This window comes from Bradyrhizobium sp. ARR65, assembly GCF_000472385.1.
In the GTDB taxonomy this organism is placed as follows: domain Bacteria; phylum Pseudomonadota; class Alphaproteobacteria; order Rhizobiales; family Xanthobacteraceae; genus Bradyrhizobium.
Genome location: NZ_AWZU01000020.1, coordinates 95960 through 119643 on the forward strand (window position 1 = coordinate 95960; position 23684 = coordinate 119643).

General features: G+C 62.8%; 18 protein-coding genes and 1 pseudogene. 7 read left to right on the top strand and 12 right to left on the bottom strand.

Annotation, left to right across the window (positions count from 1 at the left end):
* From panB to der, 5 genes are all read left to right on the top strand, one after another.
* On the top strand, nucleotides 1-825 hold the full coding sequence (gene panB, locus F758_RS0121980; RefSeq protein ID WP_024509904.1) for a 3-methyl-2-oxobutanoate hydroxymethyltransferase: 825 nt from the start codon (nucleotides 1-3) through the stop codon (nucleotides 823-825).
* 9 nt (nucleotides 826-834) lie between these two features.
* A complete protein-coding gene (locus F758_RS0121985; RefSeq protein WP_024509905.1) occupies nucleotides 835-2430 on the top strand; it encodes a class I adenylate-forming enzyme family protein in 1596 nt (531 codons plus the stop codon).
* 171 nt (nucleotides 2431-2601) lie between these two features.
* Nucleotides 2602-3255 (top strand): tetratricopeptide repeat protein, encoded by a 654-nt coding sequence (locus F758_RS0121990; protein WP_024509906.1) that lies wholly within the window; start codon nucleotides 2602-2604, stop codon nucleotides 3253-3255.
* 36 nt (nucleotides 3256-3291) lie between these two features.
* Nucleotides 3292-3894 (top strand): hypothetical protein, encoded by a 603-nt coding sequence (locus F758_RS0121995; protein ID WP_024509907.1) that lies wholly within the window; start codon nucleotides 3292-3294, stop codon nucleotides 3892-3894.
* A gap of 55 nt (nucleotides 3895-3949) precedes the next feature.
* Nucleotides 3950-5323, top strand: a complete 1374-nt coding sequence (gene der / locus F758_RS0122000) for a ribosome biogenesis GTPase Der (protein ID WP_024509908.1) — start codon at nucleotides 3950-3952, stop codon at nucleotides 5321-5323.
* Between the two features lie 89 nt (nucleotides 5324-5412).
* On the opposite strand, the gene F758_RS0122005 is transcribed toward der, so the two are convergent.
* The 8 genes and pseudogenes from F758_RS0122005 to F758_RS0122040 form a co-directional block, all read right to left on the bottom strand.
* The gene (locus F758_RS0122005; RefSeq protein WP_024509909.1) at nucleotides 5413-6654 is read right to left on the bottom strand and encodes an ABC transporter substrate-binding protein; all 1242 of its coding nucleotides are present in this window, start codon (nucleotides 6652-6654) and stop codon (nucleotides 5413-5415) included.
* 129 nt (nucleotides 6655-6783) lie between these two features.
* A pseudogene (locus F758_RS0122010) lies at nucleotides 6784-7203 on the bottom strand (NHL repeat-containing protein); the annotation flags it as partial.
* Nucleotides 7204-7206: 3 nt separating this feature from the next.
* Nucleotides 7207-7947, bottom strand: coding sequence for an SDR family NAD(P)-dependent oxidoreductase (locus tag F758_RS0122015; RefSeq protein ID WP_024509911.1), 741 nt, complete (start codon nucleotides 7945-7947; stop codon nucleotides 7207-7209).
* 119 nt (nucleotides 7948-8066) lie between these two features.
* Nucleotides 8067-9587 carry an amidophosphoribosyltransferase gene (gene purF, locus F758_RS0122020; protein WP_157450098.1) on the bottom strand — a complete coding sequence of 507 codons (1521 nt, stop codon included), beginning with the start codon at nucleotides 9585-9587 and terminating at the stop codon, nucleotides 8067-8069.
* A 22-nt stretch (nucleotides 9588-9609) separates the two neighbouring features.
* On the bottom strand, nucleotides 9610-10239 hold the full coding sequence (locus tag F758_RS0122025) for a CvpA family protein (RefSeq protein ID WP_024509913.1): 630 nt from the start codon (nucleotides 10237-10239) through the stop codon (nucleotides 9610-9612).
* A 205-nt stretch (nucleotides 10240-10444) separates the two neighbouring features.
* Nucleotides 10445-11890 carry a DNA repair protein RadA gene (gene radA, locus F758_RS0122030; RefSeq protein ID WP_024509914.1) on the bottom strand — a complete coding sequence of 482 codons (1446 nt, stop codon included), beginning with the start codon at nucleotides 11888-11890 and terminating at the stop codon, nucleotides 10445-10447.
* 18 nt (nucleotides 11891-11908) lie between these two features.
* A complete protein-coding gene (locus tag F758_RS0122035; protein ID WP_024509915.1) occupies nucleotides 11909-12637 on the bottom strand; it encodes a sulfite exporter TauE/SafE family protein in 729 nt (242 codons plus the stop codon).
* Between the two features lie 1076 nt (nucleotides 12638-13713).
* Complete coding sequence (locus F758_RS0122040; RefSeq protein WP_245286549.1) at nucleotides 13714-15060, bottom strand: adenylate/guanylate cyclase domain-containing protein; 1347 nt, start codon at nucleotides 15058-15060, stop codon at nucleotides 13714-13716.
* Between the two features lie 1428 nt (nucleotides 15061-16488).
* Between F758_RS0122040 and F758_RS0122045 the strand changes: the two genes are divergently transcribed.
* Nucleotides 16489-16794 carry a hypothetical protein gene (locus F758_RS0122045; protein WP_024509917.1) on the top strand — a complete coding sequence of 102 codons (306 nt, stop codon included), beginning with the start codon at nucleotides 16489-16491 and terminating at the stop codon, nucleotides 16792-16794.
* A 260-nt stretch (nucleotides 16795-17054) separates the two neighbouring features.
* Here the strand turns inward: F758_RS0122045 and F758_RS0122050 are convergent, their stop codons facing one another.
* Together F758_RS0122050 and xth are read right to left on the bottom strand one after the other, a co-directional pair.
* A complete protein-coding gene (locus F758_RS0122050) occupies nucleotides 17055-19634 on the bottom strand; it encodes a mechanosensitive ion channel family protein (RefSeq protein WP_024509918.1) in 2580 nt (859 codons plus the stop codon).
* Nucleotides 19635-19859: 225 nt separating this feature from the next.
* Complete coding sequence (gene xth, locus F758_RS0122055; protein ID WP_024509919.1) at nucleotides 19860-20630, bottom strand: exodeoxyribonuclease III; 771 nt, start codon at nucleotides 20628-20630, stop codon at nucleotides 19860-19862.
* 46 nt (nucleotides 20631-20676) lie between these two features.
* Here xth and F758_RS0122060 point away from each other — a divergent pair, with 46 nt between their 5' ends.
* Nucleotides 20677-20904, top strand: a complete 228-nt coding sequence (locus F758_RS0122060; RefSeq protein WP_024509920.1) for a cysteine rich repeat-containing protein — start codon at nucleotides 20677-20679, stop codon at nucleotides 20902-20904.
* 7 nt (nucleotides 20905-20911) lie between these two features.
* Here F758_RS0122060 and alr read toward each other — a convergent pair whose 3' ends face one another.
* Both alr and F758_RS0122070 read right to left on the bottom strand, forming a co-directional pair.
* Nucleotides 20912-22126: an alanine racemase gene (alr, locus tag F758_RS0122065; RefSeq protein WP_024509921.1), complete on the bottom strand. Its 1215-nt coding sequence runs from the start codon at nucleotides 22124-22126 to the stop codon at nucleotides 20912-20914.
* A gap of 54 nt (nucleotides 22127-22180) precedes the next feature.
* Entirely contained in the window at nucleotides 22181-23683 is a 1503-nt protein-coding gene (locus F758_RS0122070) for a replicative DNA helicase (protein WP_024509922.1), read from the bottom strand.
* Nucleotide 23684: the final 1 nt, after the last annotated feature.

A 23684-nucleotide genomic window follows, 5' to 3' on the forward strand; every position in this document is an offset into this window, starting at 1 on the left:
ATGTCTGTGCAGTCGTCCATCAGGCGCAAGACCGCGCCGGACATCCGCTCCCGCAAAGGGGGCGAGCCGATCGTGATGCTCACCTCCTATCACGCTCACACCGCGGCGCTGGTCGATCGCCATTGCGACGTGATCCTGGTCGGTGATTCCCTAGGGAACGTGATGCACGGCTTCGAGACCACCGTGCCGGTGACGCTCGACATGATGATCCTGCAGGGCAGCGCGGTCATGCGGGGTTCGGCCGCCGCGTTGGTTGTGGTCGACATGCCCTTCGGCTCTTATGAGGCATCGAAAGAGCAGGCGTTTCATTCCGCGGCGCGCATCCTGAAAGAAACCGGTTGCGGCGCCGTGAAGCTCGAGGGCGGGGTGCGAATGGCGGAGACGATTGCATTTCTCACCGAGCGCGGCATCCCGGTCATGGGCCACATCGGGTTGACGCCGCAATCGATCAATACGCTCGGCTCGTTTCGCGCCCAAGGCCGCGAGGAGGCGGGTTGGGGGACAATCGAAAACGATGCGCGGGCTGTTGCGGATGCCGGCGCGTTTTCGGTGGTGATCGAGGCCGTGGCCGAGCCGCTGGCGCGCAAGATCACGCGGGACATCCCCATTCCAACCATCGGCATCGGCGCCAGCGCCGCCTGCGACGGCCAGGTCCTGGTGCTGGAGGACATGCTGGGTCTCTCGCCGCGCGCGCCGAAATTCGTCCGCCGCTACGGCAATCTCGGACCCGAAATCGAAGCGGCAATCGAAAGCTATGCCCGCGATGTCCGCACACGCGCGTTCCCGGGGCCGGAGCACGTCTATGAGATGAAAAAGAAGAGCTAGGGCGGGCAAATGGATTGGTCGCAGCATTCGATAGCACCCATGCAGCTTGAGGCGCGTTTCGGCGATCGCCTGGTGCCCGCTTTCCGTGAGCGGCCGCGGAGCATCTGGCAGATGGTGCTGGATGCCGCCGCGAAAAACCCGGACGGAGAGGCTTTGGTTTGCGGTCAGATCCGCCTGACCTGGCGCGAGGCCGTAGCGCGCTCTGCGCAGATTGCAACGGGCTTGCAGCGGCAGGGGCTGGAGCAAGGAGACCGCATCGCGCTTCTGCTTGGCAACCGGATCGAATTTCCGCTGCTGCTGTTCGCAGCCGCCCGGCTCGGCCTGATCACGGTTTTGCTCGGTACGCGTCAGCAGAAGTCGGAAATCGCCTATGTGCTCAACGATTGCGGCGCAAAGTTCTTGGTTTACGAGGCTGCGCTTTCGGATCGCCTGCCCGACGCGCACGATGTACCCCAGCTCGCGCGTCGCATCGCCGTCGATGATGACACGCTGCTCTCGCAATTTTCGGGGCTTCTCGATCACCCGCCGCTTTCGGCGACTGTGGATGTCGGCGAAGAAGACACCGCGATGATCCTCTACACGTCAGGTACGACGGGGCGTCCGAAGGGCGCGATGCTTGCCCATTGCAACATCATCCATTCCGCGATGATCTTCGTGAATTGCCTGGGACTGGCTGCGGCCGACCGTTCGATCGCCGCCGTTCCGCTCGCCCATGTCACCGGCGTGGTCGCCAACATCATGACCATGGTGGCCTGCGCGGGGACGCTGATCATCGTCGCCGAGTTCAAGGCCGCCGAATATCTCAAGATCGCCGCGCGCGAGCGTATCACCTACACGGTGATGGTACCGGCGATGTACAATCTTTGCCTGCTGCAGCCCGATTTCGACGCTTACGACCTCTCCGCCTGGCGCATCGGCGGCTTTGGCGGCGCACCGATGCCGGTTGCGACGATCGAGCGGCTCGCCGTCAAAATCCCGGGCCTGAAGCTGGTGAACTGCTATGGCGCCACGGAGACGACCTCGCCGACAACCATCATGCCGGGCGAATTGACCGCGCGTCATATCGACAGTGTCGGCCTGCCGTGTCCGGGGGCGACGGTTGTGGTCATGGACGAGATGGGCCGCGAATTGCCGCGGGGCGAGATCGGCGAAATCTGGATCCACGGCGCTTCCGTGATCAAGGGCTATTGGAACAACCTGCAGGCCACGGCGGAAAGTTTTACGGGCGGCTTCTGGCACTCCGGCGATCTCGGCTCGATCGATGCGGACAATTTCGTGCGGGTGTTCGATCGGCGGAAGGACATGATCAACCGCGGCGGATTGAAGGTGTTTTCGGCCGAAGTCGAGTCCGTGCTCGCCGGCCACCCCGGCGTGGTCGAGAGTGCCGTGATTGCAAAGCCATGCCCCGTGCTCGGCGAGCGCGTCCACGCCGTTATCGTGACCCGCGGCGAGGTCTCGGCCGAGGCCGTGCGAAGCTGGTGCGCCGAGCGGCTTTCCGACTACAAGGTGCCGGAAACCGTGGTGCTGACGCTGGATCCGTTGCCGCGCAACGCGAACGGCAAGGTGCTGAAACGCCAGTTGCGTGAGATGCTGGAGCAGGTCTAGATGGGGAGGAGGAGTGGGGCCACCTCTGGCGTGTCATAAGGCTTTGACCCCTTCCTACTTTGCCTTGCCAGCGCCATATCGATGGGCTATCGCGCGGCTGTCCGCGGGGGATGGGCGTTTAGGCCCAACATGCCGCTCGGCCAAGGCGCGGCGGCGATGGGAAAGCACTAAGTGTCTGAATTATTTGATGAAGTCGACGAGGAAGTCCGTCGCGAGCAGCTCAAGAGGCTGTGGGACAAATATTCGATTCTCATCATTGGCGTGGCGCTTTTGATCATCGCCGCGGTCGGCGGCTGGCGCGGTTATCAATATTTCGAGGCCAAGAAGGCGGCCGAGGCCGGTGAGGCCTTCAATAAGGCGATCGAGCTTTCCGAGCAAGGCAAGCACACCGAGGCGGAAGCCGCCTTTGCCGACCTCGCGGCCAAGGCTCCGGGCGGCTACCGCACCCTGGCGCGGTTCCGGGCCGCCGCCGAGGAGGCGAGCCGTGATCCCAAGGCTGCAGCCAAGATGTTCGACGAGGTCGCCGCCGACGGCAGCGTCGGGGCTGAGTTGCAGGCGCTCGCCCGTATTCGCGCCGGCGGACTGCTGGTGGACAGCGCGAGCTATTCCGAGATGAAGCAACGGCTCGAGGCCGATACCGCGCCGGGCGCCACCTTCCGCCATAGCGCGCGCGAGTTGCTCGCGCTGTCGGCCTGGCGCGCCAACGACAGTGCGGCGACCCGGCAATGGCTGGACATGATTGCGCTCGACGGCGATACGCCGCCCGGCTTGCGCTCGCGCGCGCAAGCGCTGCAGGCGCTGCTGCCGCCGGTGGCCAAAAGCTAAGTTTGCGGGACCCAAGGCTTGATCAAGAGACCGACCATGCGCCGCTCGCAACGTCTGATCGCAGCCACCATGCTCGTCGCGCTCACCGGCGTGCTCGGCGGCTGCTCGAGCGGGATCGGCGGCTGGGATCCGACCGACTTGCTGGACTGGCTCGATACCAAGAAGAAGCTGCCCGGCGACCGCAAGCCGGTGTTTCCTGATGGCGTGCCTGGCCTGGAGCAGGGCGTCCCGAAGGAATTGTACAAGGGCGAGGTCGAGAAGCAGCAGCAGGAGGAGGCCGCTCAAGCTGCGGCGGGCGCCGCGCAGCCGCCGGCTGATCAGCCGCCGCCCCAGAACCAGCCGGGGACGAAATCCAAGCAGGCCAAGGCCAAGAGGAGCAAGCAGGCAGCGGCCGGGACCGCAGCGGCAGAGCCTGACGGCGAAGCTCAGGCAACCGAAGAGCCCGCTGCCGCAACGCCGCCTCCCAAGGGCAAGAAGGTCGCCCACCGCAAGCGCACCACGACGCCGGCGGACGAATCGGCCGCCGCCCAGTCCGGAGAGGCGTCGCAGCCCGCCCAGTCGACACAGCCGGCGCAATCCGCACAGCAATCGCCGACGCCATTCCCTGCGCCGCTGCCGAGCGGCAGCTTTACGCGCTAGTCTATCTTCGTCGCTAAATTGAGATCGCGCCTCCGCATCGGCGCTTGGATCATCCATGGCTTTTACGATCGCCATTATCGGCCGGCCGAACGTCGGAAAATCCACCTTGTTCAACCGTCTCGTTGGACAAAAGCTGGCGCTGGTCGATGACGAACCCGGCGTGACGCGCGACCGCCGCGAAGGCGAGGCAAAGCTCGGCGATCTCGCCTTCACCATCATCGACACGGCCGGCCTCGATGAAGGGCCGAAGGGCTCGCTGACGGCGCGGATGCAGGAACAGACCGAGACGGCCATCAAGCTTTCGGATGCGCTGATGTTCGTGATCGACGCTCGCGTCGGGCTGACGCCCGCCGATCGCGCCTTTGCCGATTTCGCGCGAAAGGCAAACAAGCCGGTGCTGCTGCTCGCCAACAAGAGCGAGGGCAGGCACGGCGAGGCCGGCGCCCTGGAGGCCTATGCGCTGGGGCTCGGCGATCCGATCCAGATCTCGGCCGAGCATGGCGAGGGGCTTGGCGATCTCTACGAGGCGTTGCGCGAGTTGCTGCCCGAGCAGGCCGAGGAGGCTGAAGCCGGCACCGAGGAAATGGAGGCCGAGGCATCGACCCGTCCGATCCGTGTCGCCATCGTCGGCCGTCCCAACGCTGGCAAATCCACGCTGATCAACCAGCTTATCGGCGAGGAACGCTTGCTGACCAGTGCCGAGGCCGGAACCACGCGCGATTCCGTTGCGGTCGAGATCGACTGGGAAGGCCGGCTGTTTCGCGTGTTCGACACCGCCGGCCTGCGGCGTCGCTCGCGCATCGAGGAGAAGCTGGAGAAGCTGTCGGTGGCGGACGCGCTGCGCGCAGTGCGCTTTGCCGAAGTGGTGGTGCTGATGATGGATGCGCAGCATCGCTTCGAGGAGCAGGATCTGCGCATCGCCGACCTGATCGAGCGTGAGGGCCGCGCGATCGTGATCGCCGTCAGCAAATGGGACCTGATGGAGGGCAAGGGCGGAAAGATTGCGCAGCTCCGCGCCGACGCCGATCACTGGCTGCCACAAGTCGCAGGAGCGCCGGTCGTGGCAGTCTCCGGCCTGACCGGGGAGGGCATCGACCGGCTGATGGAGGCCATCGTGCAGGCCTATGCGATCTGGAACAAGCGCGTGCCGACTTCGGCGCTCAATCGCTGGTTCGAACAGGCCATCCAGGCCAATCCGCCGCCCGCGGTCTCCGGCCGCCGGCTAAAGCTCAACTACATCACCCAGACCAAGGCGCGGCCGCCGAGCTTTGTGCTGTTCTGCTCGCGCGCGGATGCGGTGCCGCAGTCTTACTTGCGCTACCTTACCAACTCCCTGCGCGCGGTGTTCGGCTTGCCGGGCACGCCGGTGCGGATCACCCTACGCGAGAAGGCCAACCCCTTCGCGCATAAGCGCAAGCGGTTGTCATGAACGACCGCGCGCCGGAGGTGCAGTTTCGGTTGGCTGGGTGAGATTCCGGGTCTGGTCCTTCGGACCATCCCGGAAAGACTGCTAGGCAGTCACTTCTTCACCAGCGGGCACTCGCTCGCTTCCAGCGGCTTGGCGGCGTCCTCCGGCGAGATGGTCGCGACCAGCTTGTAATAGTCCCACGGATATTTCGACTCTTCCGGCTTCTTCACCTCGAACAGATAAGCCGGAATGATGCGGCGGCCGTCGGCGCGGAGCGGCCCCTTGCCGAACAGGGGATCGTCGGTCGGGATCTCCTTCATCTTGGTAACGACCTTGGCGCCATCATGCGGATTGCCGCCCAGCGCTTCCAGCGCCTTCAGGTAGTGCAGCACGGCCGCGTAGTTTCCCGCCACCGTCATCGACGGCATCGTGCCCTTCGGCGAAACCTTCTGGAATCGCTTGGACCATTCGCGCGTCTTGTCGTTGAGGTCCCAATAGAAGGATTCGGTGAAAGTGAGGCCCTGTGCGGTCTTCAAACCCAGCGCATGCACGTCGTTGATGAAGAGCAGGAGCGCCGCGATTTTCTGGCCGCCCGACACGATGCCGAATTCGGATGCCTGCTTGATCGCATTGGTAGTGTCGCCACCGGCATTGGCCAGACCGATCACCTTCGCTTTCGACGACTGCGCCTGCAGTAGGAAGGAGGAGAAATCCGAGGTGTTGAGCGGATGCCTGACACCGCCGAGCACCTTGCCGCCATTGGCTGTGACGACCGCCGATGTGTCGCGCTCGAGTGCTTGGCCGAACGCGTAGTCGGCGGTCAGGAAGAACCAGCTATCGCCGCCCGCTTTGGTCAGCGCCTTGCCGGTGCCGTTGGCGAGCATGTAGGTGTCGTAGGTGTACGAGATCGTGTTCGGCGAGCAGGCCTTGCCGGTGAGGTCGGCGGTCGCCGCGCCCGAGTTGAGCAGGATCGCGTTCTTCTCGCGCACGACATTGCTCACGGCCAGCGCCACGCCCGAGTTCGGCGTATCGGCGATGGCGTCGACCTTGTCATTGTCGATCCATGACCGCGTGATGTTGACGCCGACGTCGGGCTTGTTCTGGTGGTCGCCGCTTAAGACGTCGATGTTCCAGCCCTTGGCGGGCAGCCCGGAATCCTCGACTGCCATCTTGATCGCGGCCACCGAATTGGGGCCGCCGATATCGGCATAGAGGCTCGACATGTCGTTGAGCACGCCGATCTTGACGTTCTTGTCATCCGCGCATGCCGACGTGGCGAGGCCAAACCCAGCAAAACCAACTCCAGCAAAGGCAATGAGCGCGGCAGCGCGCCGCGGGAGCGTCATCCTCATGTGTTCCCTCCTCACGTTATAAGGCGGGACGGCTCTCTTGCGGAGCCTTATCCACCAGCCTCGGTTCCCGATTATCTCCATCTTGAGACAAGCGGCAATCCCGATGAGCCGTTTTGACGCGGCGCTCGGTTAACGCAGCGCGTCCGATGTCACCTTGAACTTCTGGATTCGTTTTCCGTTGTCGACCTCTGCGGTGTAGACGTTGCCGAGCTTGTCGACGGCGATGGCATGGACCCAGTGAAACTGTGCGGCATTGCGGCCGCCGCGGCCGAAGCTGCCGACCACCGTACCATCGTCGCGCCTGATAATGCGGATCTCATTGTTCTCGCCATCGGCGGAAAGCAGGTAGGTCTGCTGCGGGTCGGGCCAGAGCGCGATGTCCCATACCGAGCCGTTGCCGAGCGCGTTCTTCTCGAAGAAGAATTCCTTCACGAAGGTACCGTTTTTCCTGAATACCTGGATGCGGTCGTTGATGCGATCGTAGACATAGACGAGGCCGTCATCGGCGATTTTCACGCAATGCACGGGATTGCCGAATTGCTGCGCAATGACTCAGGTTGGCGGATGAAAACTCATCAGCGTTCGCGTCTTGTAGTCGTAGAACTTGCCGGTCTCGGTCCAGTCGGCTGCGCACATCGGCACGATGAATTCGGCCGCCTGTTCGGGTGTATCCAGCGTCATCGGGTCTTCGCCCGGAAATACGCTGGCGCGCATGCGGGTGCGGATCGGGCCCGGATTGAACAGGTTGACGCGGATGTTGGTGCTTGCGGTCTCGTTGGCCCAGACCCGCACCAGCGTTTCCAGCGCGGCCTTGGAGGTCGCGTATGGACCGAGATAGGCGGTCGCCTTGTTGGCCGCGCCTGAGGTCACGAACACGGCGCGTCCCGCATCGGATTTCTTCAGCAGCGGCTCCATGCAGCGGATGAGCTGGAAGTTGGCGGTGACGTTGATCGACAGCACGTCGTTCCACGATTTCAAATCGACATGCCCAAGCGGTGAGGAGGGGCCGGCAATGCCGGCATTGCCGACGAGAATGTCGATCTTGCCGTGGCGTTCATGCAGCGCCGCGCCAAGGCGTGCGATGCCGTCGCAATCGGTGAGGCTGAGCGGCACCAGCGTCGCCTGGCCGCCGTCCTTCCTGATTTCGTCATCGAGCTCTTCGAGCCCGCCTTGCGTGCGGGCTACCGCGACGATGTGCGCACCTCGCTTGGCTAGCGCACGCGCTGTCGCATAGCCGATGCCGCGCGAGGCGCCCGTCACAAGGGCAATACGGGAGGTGAGGGGCTGGGTCATGTATCGAACGGATCCAAGTGTGTAGGGTGGGCAAAGCCAACCGTGCCCACCAAGCACATCAATGCTGACAGTGGTGGGCACCGCGCAAGCGCCTTTGCCCATCCTACGGATCTAAAAGCTCAGCTTGCTTCCGCCAAGAGCGACAATTGGCGCGGCGTCGGCTCGACCTGGACCTGGTCGGTGAGGTGGGTCGGGTAGTCGCCGGTAAAGCAGTGATCGGCGAATTTGGGATTGGCGGGATCGCGTCCCGGATAGCCCATGGCGCGGTACATGCCGTCGATTGACAGGAAAGCCAGGGAGTCCGCGCCAATGATTTCGCGCATCTGCTCCAGCGTGTGGGTTGCCGCCAGTAGGCCGCCACGGTCGGGCAAATCGATGCCGTAATAATCGGGATAGAGGATCGGCGGCGAAGCGAGACGGAAATGCACCTCACGAGCGCCGGCATCGCGCATCATGCGCACGATCTTTTTCGAGGTGGTGCCGCGCACGAGCGAGTCGTCGATCAGGATGATGCGCTTGCCCTCGATCGCGGCGCGATTGGCGGAATGCTTCATCTTCACGCCGGATTCGCGGATCGCTTGCGTCGGCTGGATGAAGGTCCGGCCCACATAGTGATTACGGATGATGCCGAGCTCGAACGGAACGCCAGAATGCTGGCTGTAGCCGACCGCGGCCGGCACGCCGGAGTCCGGAACCGGCACCACTACGTCGACGTCGACGTGGCTCTCGCGGGCGAGCTGCGCGCCGAAAGCCTTGCGGACCTCGTAGACCGAGCGGCCATGGACGATGGAATCGGGCCGCGAGAAATAGATGTATTCGAAGATGCAGGGCCGCGGTGGCTTCGGCGGGAACGGGCGATGGCTTTGCGATCCCTGCTCGTCGAACACGATAATCTCGCCCGGCTCGATGTCGCGGACGAAAGTCGCGCCGATGATATCGAGGGCACAGGTCTCGGAACAGAGAATGGGACAGCCATCGAGCTCGCCCAGCACGAGCGGGCGAATGCCGAGGGGATCGCGCGCGCCGATCAGTTTCTTGTTGGTCAGCGCCACCAGCGAATAGGCGCCTTCGAGCGCGCGCAGCGCCTCGATGAAGCGGTCGATGAAGCGGCTGCGGCGCGATTGCGCGACCAGGTGCAGGATCACCTCGGTATCTGTGGTGGATTGCATCACAGTGCCGCCGCGCACGAGCTCGCGGCGCAAAGTCAGGCCGTTGGTCAGATTGCCATTGTGGCCGACCGCAAAGCCGCCGGCGTTCAGTTCGGCGAACAGCGGCTGCACATTGCGCAGGATGGTCGCGCCAGTGGTCGAGTAGCGCACATGGCCGACCGCAGTCGAGCCGGGCAGACGTTCGATCACCTCGCGTCGGGAGAAGGTGTCACCGACCAGGCCGAGGCGGCGCTCGCTGTGGAACCGGGCGCCGTCGAAGGAGACGATGCCGGCAGCCTCCTGACCGCGGTGCTGCAGTGCGTGCAGGCCGAGTGCGGTGATGGCGGCGGCGGAGGGATGCCCAAAAATGCCGAACACGCCGCACTCTTCACGCAGCGTGTCGCCTTCGAGGTCGTCCTGGAGCTGATGCGCGACCGGGCCTTCGTCACGGTCGGGGTGGGCGTCCTGGTCTAAACCTTCTGTCTCGTCCATTTCGCCTCTCATCTCGCCCAAGTTAGTGTGCCGCGGGTTTCTCGATCAGTTTTTTCAGGCTGTCGCGCGCAGGTTTGGTGTAGCCCTCGCTGCCGGTCCCTGGGGACGGATCAGCGTCGGTTTGCTCTTCCTCGGACTTATTCTTCTTGAACCGTTTTAAAATGGTGTTCTCGGGGTCGTCCGGCAAGAGTGACATCAGCCATTCCCCCGTCCCCTGCAGAACAACGCGAGACTTGGCGTTGGCGACCCAGTCTGGCCGCTGCTTGTCCGGCACCAGCCAGGTGAAGAACAGGAACGCGACTACAACGATCAGAAGGCCCCGCGCCAAGCCGAACAGGAAGCCCAATGTGCGGTCGAGGGCACCGATCCGGGAGTCCAGGACCATGTCGGAGATCCTGACCGTAATCACGGAAACGACGATCAAGGTTCCGATGAAGACGCCGGCCACCACGACGACCGCGGCGACCGTATCATTGCTGAAGTAGGTTTTGGCAGTCGGCAGCAGCTTTGAGAATGAATAAAGAGTTACCACCGCGGCGGCGCCCCAGGCCGCGATCGACAGGATTTCGCGCATGAAGCCGCGAACCATCGCAAGCAGCCCGGAAATCAGCATCACGCCGAGCAGGATGAGGTCGAGAATCGTTATCGGCATCGGCTGGTCAGGTCGCTCGCAGGTCCAAGAAATTCTGAAAGACGGAGTTCCGAAAAATGGTTCCGAATCGGCGCCTCATCGCTTGCCTTATGGCTAGAGGGCAAGTCCTCTGATCCCGCAAGGTCGGGCAACGCGCCATTCACCGTATTCAGTTCGCCTTATGCGGCGGATGTATAGCGGCGAGGGCGGCCGAGGTCACGTCTGGCTAGCCGTCCTGGCGGCGGAATCTTGCCGGTGTGGCATTTTTCTCAACCGTTGCGGTTTCCCGCTGCGGCCTGCGGCTCCCGCGTGCGGCGATCTCGGCCACCAACGTGCTTAAGCCGCCAACGCTGTTCAGCGCAAGCCCGGCATCGCCCCCAGCCTCGCCGCGCGCTGATTCGGGCAGGATTGCCCGGCCGAAGCCGAGCTTGGCGGCTTCCTTGAGCCGGGCCGCGGTTTGCGCCACCGGCCGCACCGCTCCGGATAGCGAAACTTCCCCGAAATAGACCGCATCCGTCGGCAGCGGAGCATTCACGAGCGAGGACACCAGGGCAGCCGCGGCCGCGAGGTCGGCCGCCGGTTCCTGGATGCGCAACCCGCCCGCGACATTGAGATAGACGTCATGCCCGGACAGTTTCACCCCGCAATGGGCCTCCAGCACTGCCAGCACCATCGAGAGACGGCTGGGGTCCCACCCCACCACGGCTCGGCGCGGCGTACCAAGCGAGGTCGGAGCCACCAGGGCTTGCAGCTCGACCAACACCGGGCGGGTGCCCTCGATGCCGGCAAACACCGCCGTGCCCGGACTGCCGAGGTCACGCTCGGAGAGAAACAGTTCGGAGGGATTGGAGACCTCGCGCAGGCCGAGGCCCGTCATCTCGAACACGCCGATCTCATCGGTCGGACCGAACCGGTTTTTCACCGAGCGCAGAATCCGGAACTGCTGCGAGCCTTCACCCTCGAAGGACATCACCGCGTCGACCATGTGCTCGACCACGCGGGGGCCGGCGATCTGGCCATCCTTGGTGACGTGTCCGACCAAGATGATCGCGGCACCCGTCTTCTTGGCAAAACGGATCAGCGCCTGCGCCGAGGCACGGACCTGCGTTACCGTGCCGGGCGCGGACTCCACCGTGTCGGTCCACATGGTCTGGATGGAATCGATCACGATCAGCCGCGGCACGGCGCCCTCGGAGAGCGTCGAGATGATGTCCTCGACCGAGGTTTCCGAGGCAAGCTGCACTGGTGCGTCGGACAGGCCAAGCCGCTCCGCGCGCAGCCGCACCTGCGCGATCGCCTCTTCGCCGGAGATATAGACCGCGCGATGGCCGGCGCGGGCCAGCAGGCTCGTGGCCTGTGTCAGGAGTGTCGATTTGCCGATGCCGGGATCGCCGCCAAGCAGCAGCACCGACCCGCGCACAAAGCCGCCGCCGGTGACGCGGTCGAGCTCGGCCATGCCGGAAGCGAGGCGGGGGGCATCCTGGCTCTTGCCGCTCAGGCTTTCGAGCTGGAACGTCCGGCCCTTGCGCCTGGAGCGAATCGAAACCGGTACAGCGGCGGAATCTTCCTCGGCCAGCGTATTCCACTCGCCGCAGGCATCGCACTTGCCCTGCCAGCGGTTATAGGCCGCGCCGCAGTTCTGGCAGACAAAGGAGAGCGTCGATTTGGCCATGCGAAAGGGAATCGCCGTTCACGGGGATTGCGTGGCATCCCATAGCATGGATAGGCCGGCCGCGAGCATGATCGCGTCCATCACCAGGCGAAATATGTCAGGCTCGAGCCTCAGGACAAAGCGCTTGGCAATGAAGGCGCCGAACATCAGGGACGAGCCCGCGATCAGGCCCTTGATTGCGACATCAGGCGTCAGCGCGCCGAAGCGCTGGAAGGTCACCGACTTGCTGACATAAAGCCCGAGCGAACTCGCCGCCTCAGTCGCCAGGAACGCGCCCTTGGTCAGGCCGTAGAACAGGAATAGCGGCACGCTCAACGGGCCGGTCGAAGCGACGATGCCTGTGAGATAGCCGATCAGCGCGCCGCCGATCGCCAGATGCCAGAGCCGCGCTTTGAGGTGATGCCGGGCCAGCCAATGCCGCACCGGCACCATCGCGATCAGGAACAGCCCGATTGCGATATCGACCGCATGGGAGGGCAGGGCGAGCAGGGTGCGTGCCCCGAGCGCTGCGGCCGGAATCCCGGTCGCGGAATAGGCGAGGCAGGCGCGCCAATCGACCTCGCGCCACCATGCGAGAATGCGCGACAAATTCGCCATCACGGCCGCAATCGCCATGATCGGCACCGCCTGCTTGGGCCCGTATTGATACACCAGCACCGGCATCAGCATGATCGAGGAGCCGGTGCCGACAATGCCGGAGATCGTGCCCGCGATAAGGCCGACAACAAGGACGAACAGGAAGCCCACGGCGACGTCTCCGCGAATCGAGCGATCCAGTTTGCGCGTCGTTGCAAGAACAGCGAACCGTCTGGCCACCGCGCGGACCAGGATTGCATAATTGCGCTCACAATGAGGGACGAAAAGTTGCGGGGTGGAACACATAACCACTCGTTCTCGCGACGGGATTCGTCCGAGCTTTGCGTCAACGTCACCCTCTCGTATCAAGAGGGCGCAGGGAAGACCGGGTGGCCGCCGCACCCGGGGCCCTCGCGCCAAGAAACTTGCGCAAAAGGGCGCGTGACCACAGGTACAGGCGGAAACACTCCGGCCTTCCCTGCGCGGTAGTTTACGGCTTACTTCGTACTCTCCCCGGTGAGACCACGCTTTGTTGTCGCCGTCGCCAGCGTGATGCGAAGCATCATCGCCGACTTAGCACCTGCATCAGGGCGCCAGGACCACACGACTTCACCGTCCGCGTCCGTGTGCGTTCGTCATCGACACATCCGCGTCCACCGCATCCCGCCCCACGTTTCGTGACGATCGCGATACGCCCCTTGTGTCGAGGCGGGATGCTGCGCACTATACTGAAAATCAGAATTTCGGAAAAGAAGAATATTTTGATGCCTCGGGCTTGACAGGACTCTTGAGAACGGCGCCTCGCCGGGCAAATCAGCTCAAGGAACGCCCTTGAACGACACTGACCGTGAGGGCCACGCTGGCGCCTTAGATCAAACAAGTCCTGATTTCGGAGATTCGCGATATCCGTGAGCGCATCGGGAGGTCAGACTCCATTCTATACTCAGAAGCGGGCGTTAACGGCTCTAGCGGGCACGTCGGGCTGGGCCAACAAGAGACATTCTGCGAGTCCTGAGGGCTGGGGTCCGCGCACAATTTGGCGCCGCCGCCAGCTCTTTCCAAAGTGAAACCGCCGGTGATCGTGACCCTATTCGGGTAGACCGGTCGCGGCAGTAAAGGAATGTCGAGGAGAGATAATCGCGTAGCCAGTTGCGCCGGCTAGTGTCCTGACTCTCAAATGCCCTGTAAAACTCACGCTGCCTCGACTTGATCGAGTGCGGTGCGTTCTGGATTCATGGGTTCACGGCCTAGGATGCCTTTCGGGCTAGATGATAGATCGACATGGCCTTGCTGACGCCCTTGAGTTGCGCCTCACTCCTTGCCACCGGGTATGGCGCAATGATTTCCGCCACAGCCGGCGCGCCGTAAACTTCTTCGGTGATACAAATCTCGTCGCCGTCGGCAAGGTTTTGCACCCGCGCTGCGATATTCACCGTCTGGCCAAAATAATCGAGCCGCTCGTTTAGCGTGACCGCGATCGAGGCTCCCCTATGCACGCCGATTTTTAGAATGAAATCTCGCTGCGGGCGGTCCCGATTTAGCTGGTCCACGGCCTCGCGCATATCAAGCGCCGCCTGCACCGCATCGGCCGCAGTCGAAAACGCCGCCATCACGGCGTCACCGATCGTCTTGGTGACGGCGCCATTGTGCCGAACGGTGGCGTCGAGAAGATGCTGGAAGTGCCGCTGCACCTGAATGTAGGCGTTAAGGTCGCCGATCCGCTCGTAGAGCGCCGTCGAGCCCTTGAGATCGGTGAATACGAGAGTGACGTCGAGAACGGCAATGCCCTCCGTCGCGCTGATCACCTCTGAGCGGAAGAAGTCGCGAAAGGTCTGTGTCATCAGCAGTCGCTTGCCGGATAAGGATGGCGCGAAGTGAAGCTTCGGGCGCTGAAACGTCGCCATGGGAAGCTGTAGGATCCCGAATACCGCTGGCAGCTTGCCAGCGTTGCGAACTTCGAACACGACCTTGCCGGGTGTGATGTTTGCTGTGGCGGGCACGCATTTGCCGCAGTCGAGTATGACCGGCACGTGTGGTGGCGTTACACCCGCCCCCCTTGCGACCGGGAAAAGAAATTGGGCGTCGCTTTCGAAATCCTGGCCCAGAAGCGCGCCTTCGACGGCATCAACCTCAAGATCGGCCGCAGAACCCGGCTCTATGCGGGTGAGCGCCCTCATCAGCCCTTTGGCAGCCTCGCTCCACGGCACGCCGTCAGGCATTACGCCGCCCGGCGTCATTTTATAGTTGAAGACGTAATCCCAGGCCGAAAGCGCATCCGGCTTATGGAAGCGGATGCTGCGCACGGCAGGCGAAACCGTAAACGTCACCGTGATGTAATCGTCGAGCGCGGCGTCGTAATCGCTTTGGCAGAGGTGGCAGTGGAAATGCGTGTGCAGTTTGCGCAGGCTTCGGAAGCTCTCGACAACGTCGGAGCACATCGGACAAACGAGCAGCCAGTCCATGTCGAATAGCCCAGCCACGCAGGCATGGAGGAAAAGATCGATACCTTCAACTTCGGCAATCGATTTCTCTGTGGCGAACTGGATCGGATTGATGCGGTAGAGTGCCTCGTCCGTGGCCGAGCGCAGCAGCATCTCCAGCCGCGAGACGACGCGCGGACTCCAGGATTTGGCGGCTTCGAGCGCGACCAAGCGCTTTTCGAGCTTTTTTTCGTCGATCATCGCATTACACCGCGACAAATCTTGATCACCCTCGACGCTCCGTCAAACCTAAATACACAATTCATGAGCTCGGGGCGAGCGCATGTGGCCGGCGCTGTCTACCGCGAGCAGGGTCGGCTAAGCGGCGGACTACGCCTGGTACTCAATGGACCAGGATGCCATCCATGCCGCTGTCACACGGATCGCCGATGCTTATCTTCCGGGGCGGTCGGGCATCACGACATGATCTCGGCGAATTGACCGATCGTGAAGTCGCTACAGCTTGGGGCGATTAACGGCCGAACCACATAGGTCAGCACAGTCGCCAAGAACCACTCACGTGGTGTTGTTGGACTAGAACCGGCGACAAATCGATCTCTGAAGGGCGATAGCGACCAGGGTCGTTGCCCTTCTCGCACGTTCGCCCAAGGCAAAGTGCAGTAGATGAGAGCGATCCATGTTGAACAAAACGATCTTTGGCGCTGGACTGGTTGTATCGTCGTTATTGCTGGCAAACATCGGGTATGCAGACCCAGCTCCGCCAATTCATAAAGGACCATGGCCGATACATAACGGTCGCAACTACCAACCGACCGAGAACGAGCTGAGATCATCACATCTTCAGGATGTCACGCCGAATGAGGCGCGGGAGATCGACCGATTATACAATCAGCTTCTAGCGATACATCCTGCTGCCAAAAATTGATCGCGCGGCGGAAAAAAAGGAGCCAGGCCAATGGGGTTCATCCGGCGAAGATCGGGTATGATCGCTATCGCAGTCGTCATCGTGTTAGGCGCCGGTGCCATAGCTTTCGCTCGACCGCACCCGATCTCCGAACCCGTGTTGGGAACGGAGTGGCAATGCAGCCGCGCTGCCTTCGTTGTTACGTGCAGTCACCGCTGAGACGGAGCCCTGATTCCGACCCGGGCTAAACCAACCCGTTTCACAACACACGAGCACCGGCATTGGCATGATGGAGGAGGCGGTGCCGACAATGCCGGGATCGTGCCCGCGAGAAGGCCTCCCTCCAACGAGGACGAACAGGAAACCCAAGGCGGGCGTCTCCACGAATGGTATGCGCCAAGTTTGCATGTCATTCCGGGGCGATGCCACCCGGTCCGCGCGAGGCGCAGCCGGATGACAGGCTCCGCATCGAGCCCGAAATCTCGAGATTCCGGGTCTGGTCCTGCGGACCACCCGGAACGGCGGAGCCCTAACCACCATCGCTCCTGGCAGCGGCGGAGAGAGCTTGGTTAACCCGCCGTTTCAGCGCATGCATAAATGCCCTGATATCTGCAGCCCGATCCTTAGAATTTGAAGCGTATGCCGTTTTCTCGCGATCAAAGAATTTGAGTCTTGCGATGATGAACGAGCATTCTTTTTCCGCTCTCGACCGGCACGCGGTGCTGACCGGAGCCAATGACAGCTTTCCCTGGTTTGCCGGCGCGATGCGGGCCTGGGAAGCGAGCGAGGTCGTCCGCCTGCGGCTGGAAAAATTCGCGCATGTTGACGAAGACATCGGGCAGGAAGCCTGCCTGATGGTGAGCGAGAAGATCTTCGCGGCCGTCGAAGCAGGCGCAAGGTTTCTCGCAGGCGCCGGCCCCGCGGCCATCATCAATCTGTATCGCGAGCGCGTCGCGGCCAACGCCAAGCGGCTGTCCGCGTGATCTCGTCTCTGCGCGTCTTCCGCGCGAATTGATGGTCACCCGCTCAAGGGACGGCTATCGCATTTGACGCCGCCGGACTTCTGCGCTGAGGTTTCCGCATCGTCATGGCCGCGCTTGACCCGCCTGCGGGGCCGAAGCCCCTTCGGCGAGGCGAAGGGTTCGGCCATCCACGTTGAGCTGCTATGAGCGACGTCGCAGCTCGCGTTCGCGCCGCCGCAGAGAACCAGATGTTGCCATTTCCGCCAGCTTGGACCGTAAAGCTAATCCGCTACCGCGGGAACCTTTGTAAATCGTCTCCGGCCTGTCTCCAGGCTTCCCTCTTGTTGCTGCGCTGCGTAGTCAGCGATCAGTTCGTGTAGCCGATCGATATTGCGAATGTTGACGTCCGTTTGGGTGAAGGGAATTTCGATCCCGGCTTCGGCAAAAGCGTCGAAGATTGCCATCGAGAGGTCGGTGCGCACCCTGACCGTCTTGCCGATGTCGTCAATGAAGACGTACAGGATGAAATTGAGGCTTGACGCCCCGAACTCCCTGAGATCGACGACCGGCTCCGGCGTGTGCAAGACGTCCGGATTGCTGCGCGCGACCTTCAGCAGCACTTCTCTGACCTGACGCGGGTTGCAGGCGTAGGCGGTCCCAATGCTGATCGCAACGCGGCGCACGCTGTTGCGAAGCGTCCAGTTTTTGACCTTGTCCGATACGAAGGACGCGTTTGGAATGAGCACATGGGCACGGTCGAACGTCTCGATTTCAGTGGAGCGGACGCTGATCTTGCGGACGTAGCCTTCCTCACCCCCGACGACCACGAGGTCACCGACCCTGATGGGTCGCTCGGCCAGCAGGATGAGTCCCGAGACGAAATTATTGACCAGATTTTGCAAACCGAAACCGATGCCGATCGAGAAGGCTCCGGCAACGATGGCGAGGCTGGAGAGATTGAAGCCCGCGTAGGAGACTGCTGCCAGGGCGGCAATGAGGATGCCGACATAGCCAACGCCGGTCCGGATCGAGTGGCGAACCCCGCCTGAAATACCGGCCGGCTGCAAGACTTGCACGTCGAGCCAGCCCTGGAAGAGGCGGGCCGCGGCATAGCCCAGCCCGAACACGATGATGGATGCCAGCAGGGCACCGAACGTCACCGGCGTATTGCCGATGTGGAAACCGAAAAACAACTGCCGGTACCAGTCCTCGATGTCAGGCCAGGTGTAGCCCCACTGCAGCATGATGAACGGCACAGACAAAACCAGGACAGCGAGCTTCAACAGCAGGCTGACCGGCAGTGCGAGCTGTTCGCGGCGACTGCGCTCCAGATGAGCTCGCTGTTTGAGCCAGCCGCCGGCAACCGCGTCATCGTCGGTCACGCTCTGAGCGAAACCGTCGACCCAGAGGAGCAGCAAATAGACCAGAGCGAGTATAGATCCGGTCACGACCAATTGCTGCGCCAAGAAACGCGCGAGCGGCAGGTAACCTGCAAGCGCGCAGGCAACGATTGCCGCAACAATGGTCCACACTACCGTCCGGACCGTCCGGAATAGGCGCATCGACGGCGCCGCCGGATTCTCGCTCCTTAGCGGGGTGCGAAGAATGGCAATGACGAGGCCAGCCACGAGCAGGCTCGACGGCAACGCGACCGCGATCGTCAGCGCGAACGGGGCCTGCACGAGCCGCGTGATCGCGTAAAGGAGCGTCGTCAGGCCGTAGACAAACGCGAGCAAAATAATCAATCCGCAGAGGCGCGTGGCTCCCGCGTCGGACACGGGAATGAGGCGCCACGCTCGCGCCCGCGGTGCAAGCGTGGTGGTCACCAGCGCAGCTACCGTGAAGATGATCACGGCCATTTCGGCCGTCAAATAGAACAGCCAATCGATGCGGTCCGGCAAACGCTGCTCCGCGGCGAGCATGGCGTACGCAAACACGACTGGGACCGCCACCGGTGACGCACGCAGGAGCACGACGCCCGCGGCCGACGAGGCCCGCCGCCAGAACGGCGGCTCACCTTCGCCTTGCCAGCGCCGCAAGCTGCGCACGCCGCGCCAGCGGGCAAACAATAGCGCGAGGAACAGCAGTGACGCTTCGAGCCCGATCCGCGCGAGCTCTTGCCTGTCTGGTACGCCTTCCCACCAGCCATCCACGAGATCGCGGAGGCGCTCGACGGCTATCGGGATGTAGTCCGGCAGCCTCGACCATGTTTCATACGCATAGACGCCGGGAATTGGCTGTAGCAGGATCGACGCAAAGTTCCGCCGCCGGATGTCTTCGATCGTGTTGAAGAGGTGATCGATGCGCAGGTCTGTCGACTTGGCTGCTGCCTCGGCTGCGGAAAGAAGGCCGAGGCGATAGTTCAGCTCGGCGCGACTGTGTGCGATCTGCTCCGGCTCCTGAGGCTGGCCCGCCCCAGGCGATGGTCCCAACAGATTGAGTTGGGCCTTGTTGGCATCGAGCCGTGTCGGCACGCGGTTCGCCAGGTCCTTGACCTCACCGCGGATACGCTGCAACTCATCGCGATAAGCATTGAGTTCCGAATAGCGCAAGTGCGGGCGGCGAAGGTCGCTCTCCACACGGTCAAGGTGCTGCCGCCAGCCGGCGGTCTTGGCATCGAGATCAAGCCCCAGTTCCTGGTTCACATCCTGCGTGATCGCTCCGGTATTGACCGACGCATCGGGCGCCGCCGAGGTCTTCTGACCGGGAACGCCTCCAGCTTGCGCCGGTACCGGAACAGTCGGTTGATCCGAAGTCGCGGTCTGTCCGAAGGCGCGCGGAGTCCCGGCAACAATCCCCGAAATCAAAAAGCATATGCAGATGAAAGTCGGCCCCAGGGCCGAACGGCCGCAGATTCTCATTTGTCCCCTCGCGCGCACCCGATTCGTCCCACTAGATGCGGATCGAGGGTAGAACATGGCGAGCCGCGGCTTTAGGGCACGGTCCGAGCTACGACCTCAATGGTTGGGCCAGGATGTCCCACTTTCCTAGCGGCATTCGGCTCACCAAGCGGGCTGTCCGTGTGAGTTCTTATCGCAGGCGTCCTGTGCGCGCCAATCGACAACCACTTCGTTCAAGAGGCCACGTCAACGCAGCACGATCCACACCGGCGCGTGATCGCTGGCGCCTTCCTCGCCGCGCATTTTGCGATCCACGCCGGCCTTGGCAAGCCGCGGCGCGAGCTGCGGGCTGAGCAGCAGGTGATCGAGTCGTAGCCCGGCGTCGCGTGGCCAGCGGTTTCGCTTGTAGTCCCAGAATGTGTAGATGCGCTTGTCCGGATGGAGCGTGCGGAGGGCATCCGTCCAGCCCTGCGCAACGAGGGCGGCGAAGGCGGCGCGGCTCTTCGGCTGGATCAACGCGTCCTTGTCCCATGATCGCGTCGGATAAATATCGAGCGCGGTGGGCGCGACGTTGTAATCGCCGGCGAGCACGACCGGCAGATCCTGCTTTACGAATCTCGCTGCGTGCGCGCGCAGCCGCTTCAGCCAGGCGAGCTTGTAGTCGAATTTGGGTCCCGGCTGCGGATTGCCGTTCGGCGCATAGAGGCAGGCGATGATGATGCCGCTGACGGCAGCCTCGATGTAGCGCGCCTCGTGGTCGTCGCGATCGCCGGGCAGTTCGGTCCTGATCAGCACCGGAGCGGCTTTGCGGGAGAGGATGGCGACGCCGTTCCAGGCCTTCTGTCCGCGCCACACCGCGTGGTAGCCGGCCTGCTCGATAGCATGGAGCGGAAATTCGCGATCGGTTGCCTTCAGCTCCTGCAGACAGACGATATCCGGCTTCGTGCTTTGCAACCAGAGCAGCAGGTTGGCCAGGCGGCGGTTGATATTGTTGATATTGAATGTCGCAATCTTCATGTAGAGCTAGCCGATGCGCCGTATGCGCGCCATCATCGGAGGTCTCATGTCAAAACTGCAAGCTGTCATTCTCGTCTGCGCAATCGGATTTTGCTCTTCCGCGGTCGCGCAAACGGCGAGCTCCGATTCACGCGGCGCCTGTAAGCAGGATTACGACAAGTATTGCGCCGGCATCGCGCCGGGCGGCGGCCGCATCATCGCCTGCCTGAACAAGCAGCATGATCAGCTCAGCGAGAGTTGCAGGAAGGCGCTGGATTCCCACAAGAAGCAGTAACGAGGCGTCAGGCAGAGGGCGGCGTGACGGATACGTTCGCTGCCCCGCCACCTTTGTAGACTCGCGCGTAACGGCGACCGAGGCTGGTCAGCACCTCGTAACCGATGGTGCCGAAGTGATGTGCGAGTTCATCGACGGTGATCCCTTCGCCGATCAGCGTCGCCATGTGGCCGCGCCGCACGGCGTTCGTGGGCAGGTCGGTGATGTCGATCGCGATCAGGTCCATGGAGATGCGTCCCGCAATCGGGCAGCGCTTGCCGGCAACAACCACGTCCGCGCCGCGGGTGCCATCATTGGAGCCGGCGGCGCGGAAATAGCCGTCGGCATAGCCGGTAGCGAGGATCGCAAGCCTTGTCGCCCGCCGCGCGGTCCAGGTGCCGCCGTAGCCGACGGTGTCGCCACGCTCGACATTGCGGATCTGCACGATGCGCGCCTTGAGATCGACCACCGGCTGCATCGGGTTGTCGGCCTCCGGCGTCGGATTAACGCCATAGAGGGCCGCGCCCGGCCGCACCAGGTCGAAGACGAACGGCGACCCGAGATAGATGCCGGACGAATTGGCAAGCGAGGCCGGCACGCCGGTGAACAGGCTCGCGATCTCGCGGAAGGCGCCAAGCTGTCGCGCATTCATGGGATTATTGAGCTGTTCGGCGGAGGCGAGATGGCTCATCACCAGTGTGATACCGTGGTCGCCGGCGTTGATGCGCGGGATCAGGCCTTGCGCTTCCTGAATCGTGAGCCCCAGCCGGTTCATGCCGGTGTCGATGTGGATGGCCGCGCCTCCGGACCAGCCGGAGCGGCGGCAGAACACGTCCCATTCGGCAAGCTCATTGAGCTCGCCGATCACGGGCCGGCAGTTAATTTCCGCGTAGAACTCACCGGTGTTCTGGAAGAATCCATTGAGGACATAGATAGTCGCTTCCGGCGCGGCGGCGCGTGCGGCGCGGGCCTCATCGAGCGTCGCGACAAAGAACGTCTTGCATCCGGCCGCGGCCAGCGCCTTGGCGACGGGCTCGGTGCCGCAGCCATAGGCGTTGGCCTTGATCACCGCGGCGCACTCGGCCGGTACCGCGGCTTTTTCCAGTTTGCGCCAATTGGCAATGATGGCGTCGAGATCGATCGTGAGAATGCCATTGTAGGCGGCGAGCTCCGACGCCTGATTTGCTTCGGGCGAGGGCGGTGCGTTTGCCTGTGACGGCTTGGAACTGGAGGCAGGAGTCATGGCCCGTCGGTTTTACGCGGGGCAGGGTTCCGGTTCAACCTCGCAGGCGATGCGCTAGTACATCCGATCCGGCAGGTTGCCGTCCTGGCTGAGATCGCCAAACCGGGTCACCGATCCATCGAAGTGCAATTCCACCGTGCCGGTCGGGCCGTGACGCTGCTTGCCGATGATGACTTCGGCCTTTCCGTGCGCGAGGTCCATGTCGGTGCGCCATTTCTCGTGTTCCGGGGTACCCGGACGCGGCTCTTTGTTGGCGAGATAGTATTCCTCGCGGTAGACGAACAACACGACGTCGGCGTCCTGCTCGATCGAGCCGGATTCACGCAAGTCCGAAAGCTGCGGGCGCTTGTCGTCGCGCGATTCGACCTGGCGCGATAGCTGCGACAGCGCGATGATAGGGACGCTGAGCTCTTTTGCGAGCGCCTTCAGGTTCGTGGTGATCTCGGTGATTTCCTGCACGCGGCTGTCGGAGGAGCGTTTGCTCGAACCTTGCAAGAGCTGGATGTAGTCGATTACCAGAAGATCAAGACCCTTCTGCCGCTTCAACCGCCGGGCCCGCGCGGTGAGCTGCGCGATCGAGAGGCCGCCGGTTTCGTCGATATAGAAAGGCAGCGATTGCAGCTCTATGGAGCACTCGCGGATCTTTTCGAAATCCATTTCGCTGATGCCGCCGCGCCGGATCGTACTCGATGGAATGCCGGTGCGCTCGGCGAGGATACGGGTGGCGAGCTGCTCGGACGACATTTCGCAGGAGAAGAAGCCGACAATGCCGCCATTCACCGCCTTCATCGTCCCATCGGGCTGGACCTCGCCTTGATAGGCCTTGGCGATGTTGTAGGCAATGTTGGTGGCAAGCGACGTCTTGCCCATGCCCGGGCGTCCCGCGACGATGATGAGGTCGGAGTGCTGCAGTCCGCCCATCTTGGAATCGAGGTCGCGCAGGCCGGTGGAAATGCCCGACAGCTTTCCGTCACGCTTGTAGGCATTGGCCGCCATGTCGATGGCGGTGGTGAGCGCCTGCGAGAACTTCTGGAAGCCACCGTCATAGCGGCCGGTTTCGGCCAGCTCATACAGCTTGCGCTCGGCGTCCTCGATCTGCACCCGTGGCGCGAAATCGACCGGCGCGTCGTAGGCGACATTGACCATGTCCTCGCCGATCTGGATCAGATCGCGCCGCAACGACAGATCATAGATCGTGCGCCCATAGTCTTGCGCGTTGATGATGGTGGTCGCCTCTGCCGCGAGGCGCGCGAGATACTGGCCCACCGTGAGGCCGCCGATATCGAGGTCGGCCGGCAGAAACGTCTTCAAGGTCACGGGCGTTGCGACCTTGCCCATCCGGATCAGCGAAGCCGCGGTCTCATAGATCGTCTGATGGAGCGGCTCGAAAAAGTGTTTCGACTCGAGGAAGTCCGAGACGCGGTAGAAGGCGTCATTGTTGACCAGGATCGCACCCAGAAGACTCTGCTCTGCCTCGATATTGTGCGGTGCAGTCCGATACGTCGCATTTGGCGCATCGGGTGCGAGCTTGAGAACGGTCGAATCAGTTGCGGCCATG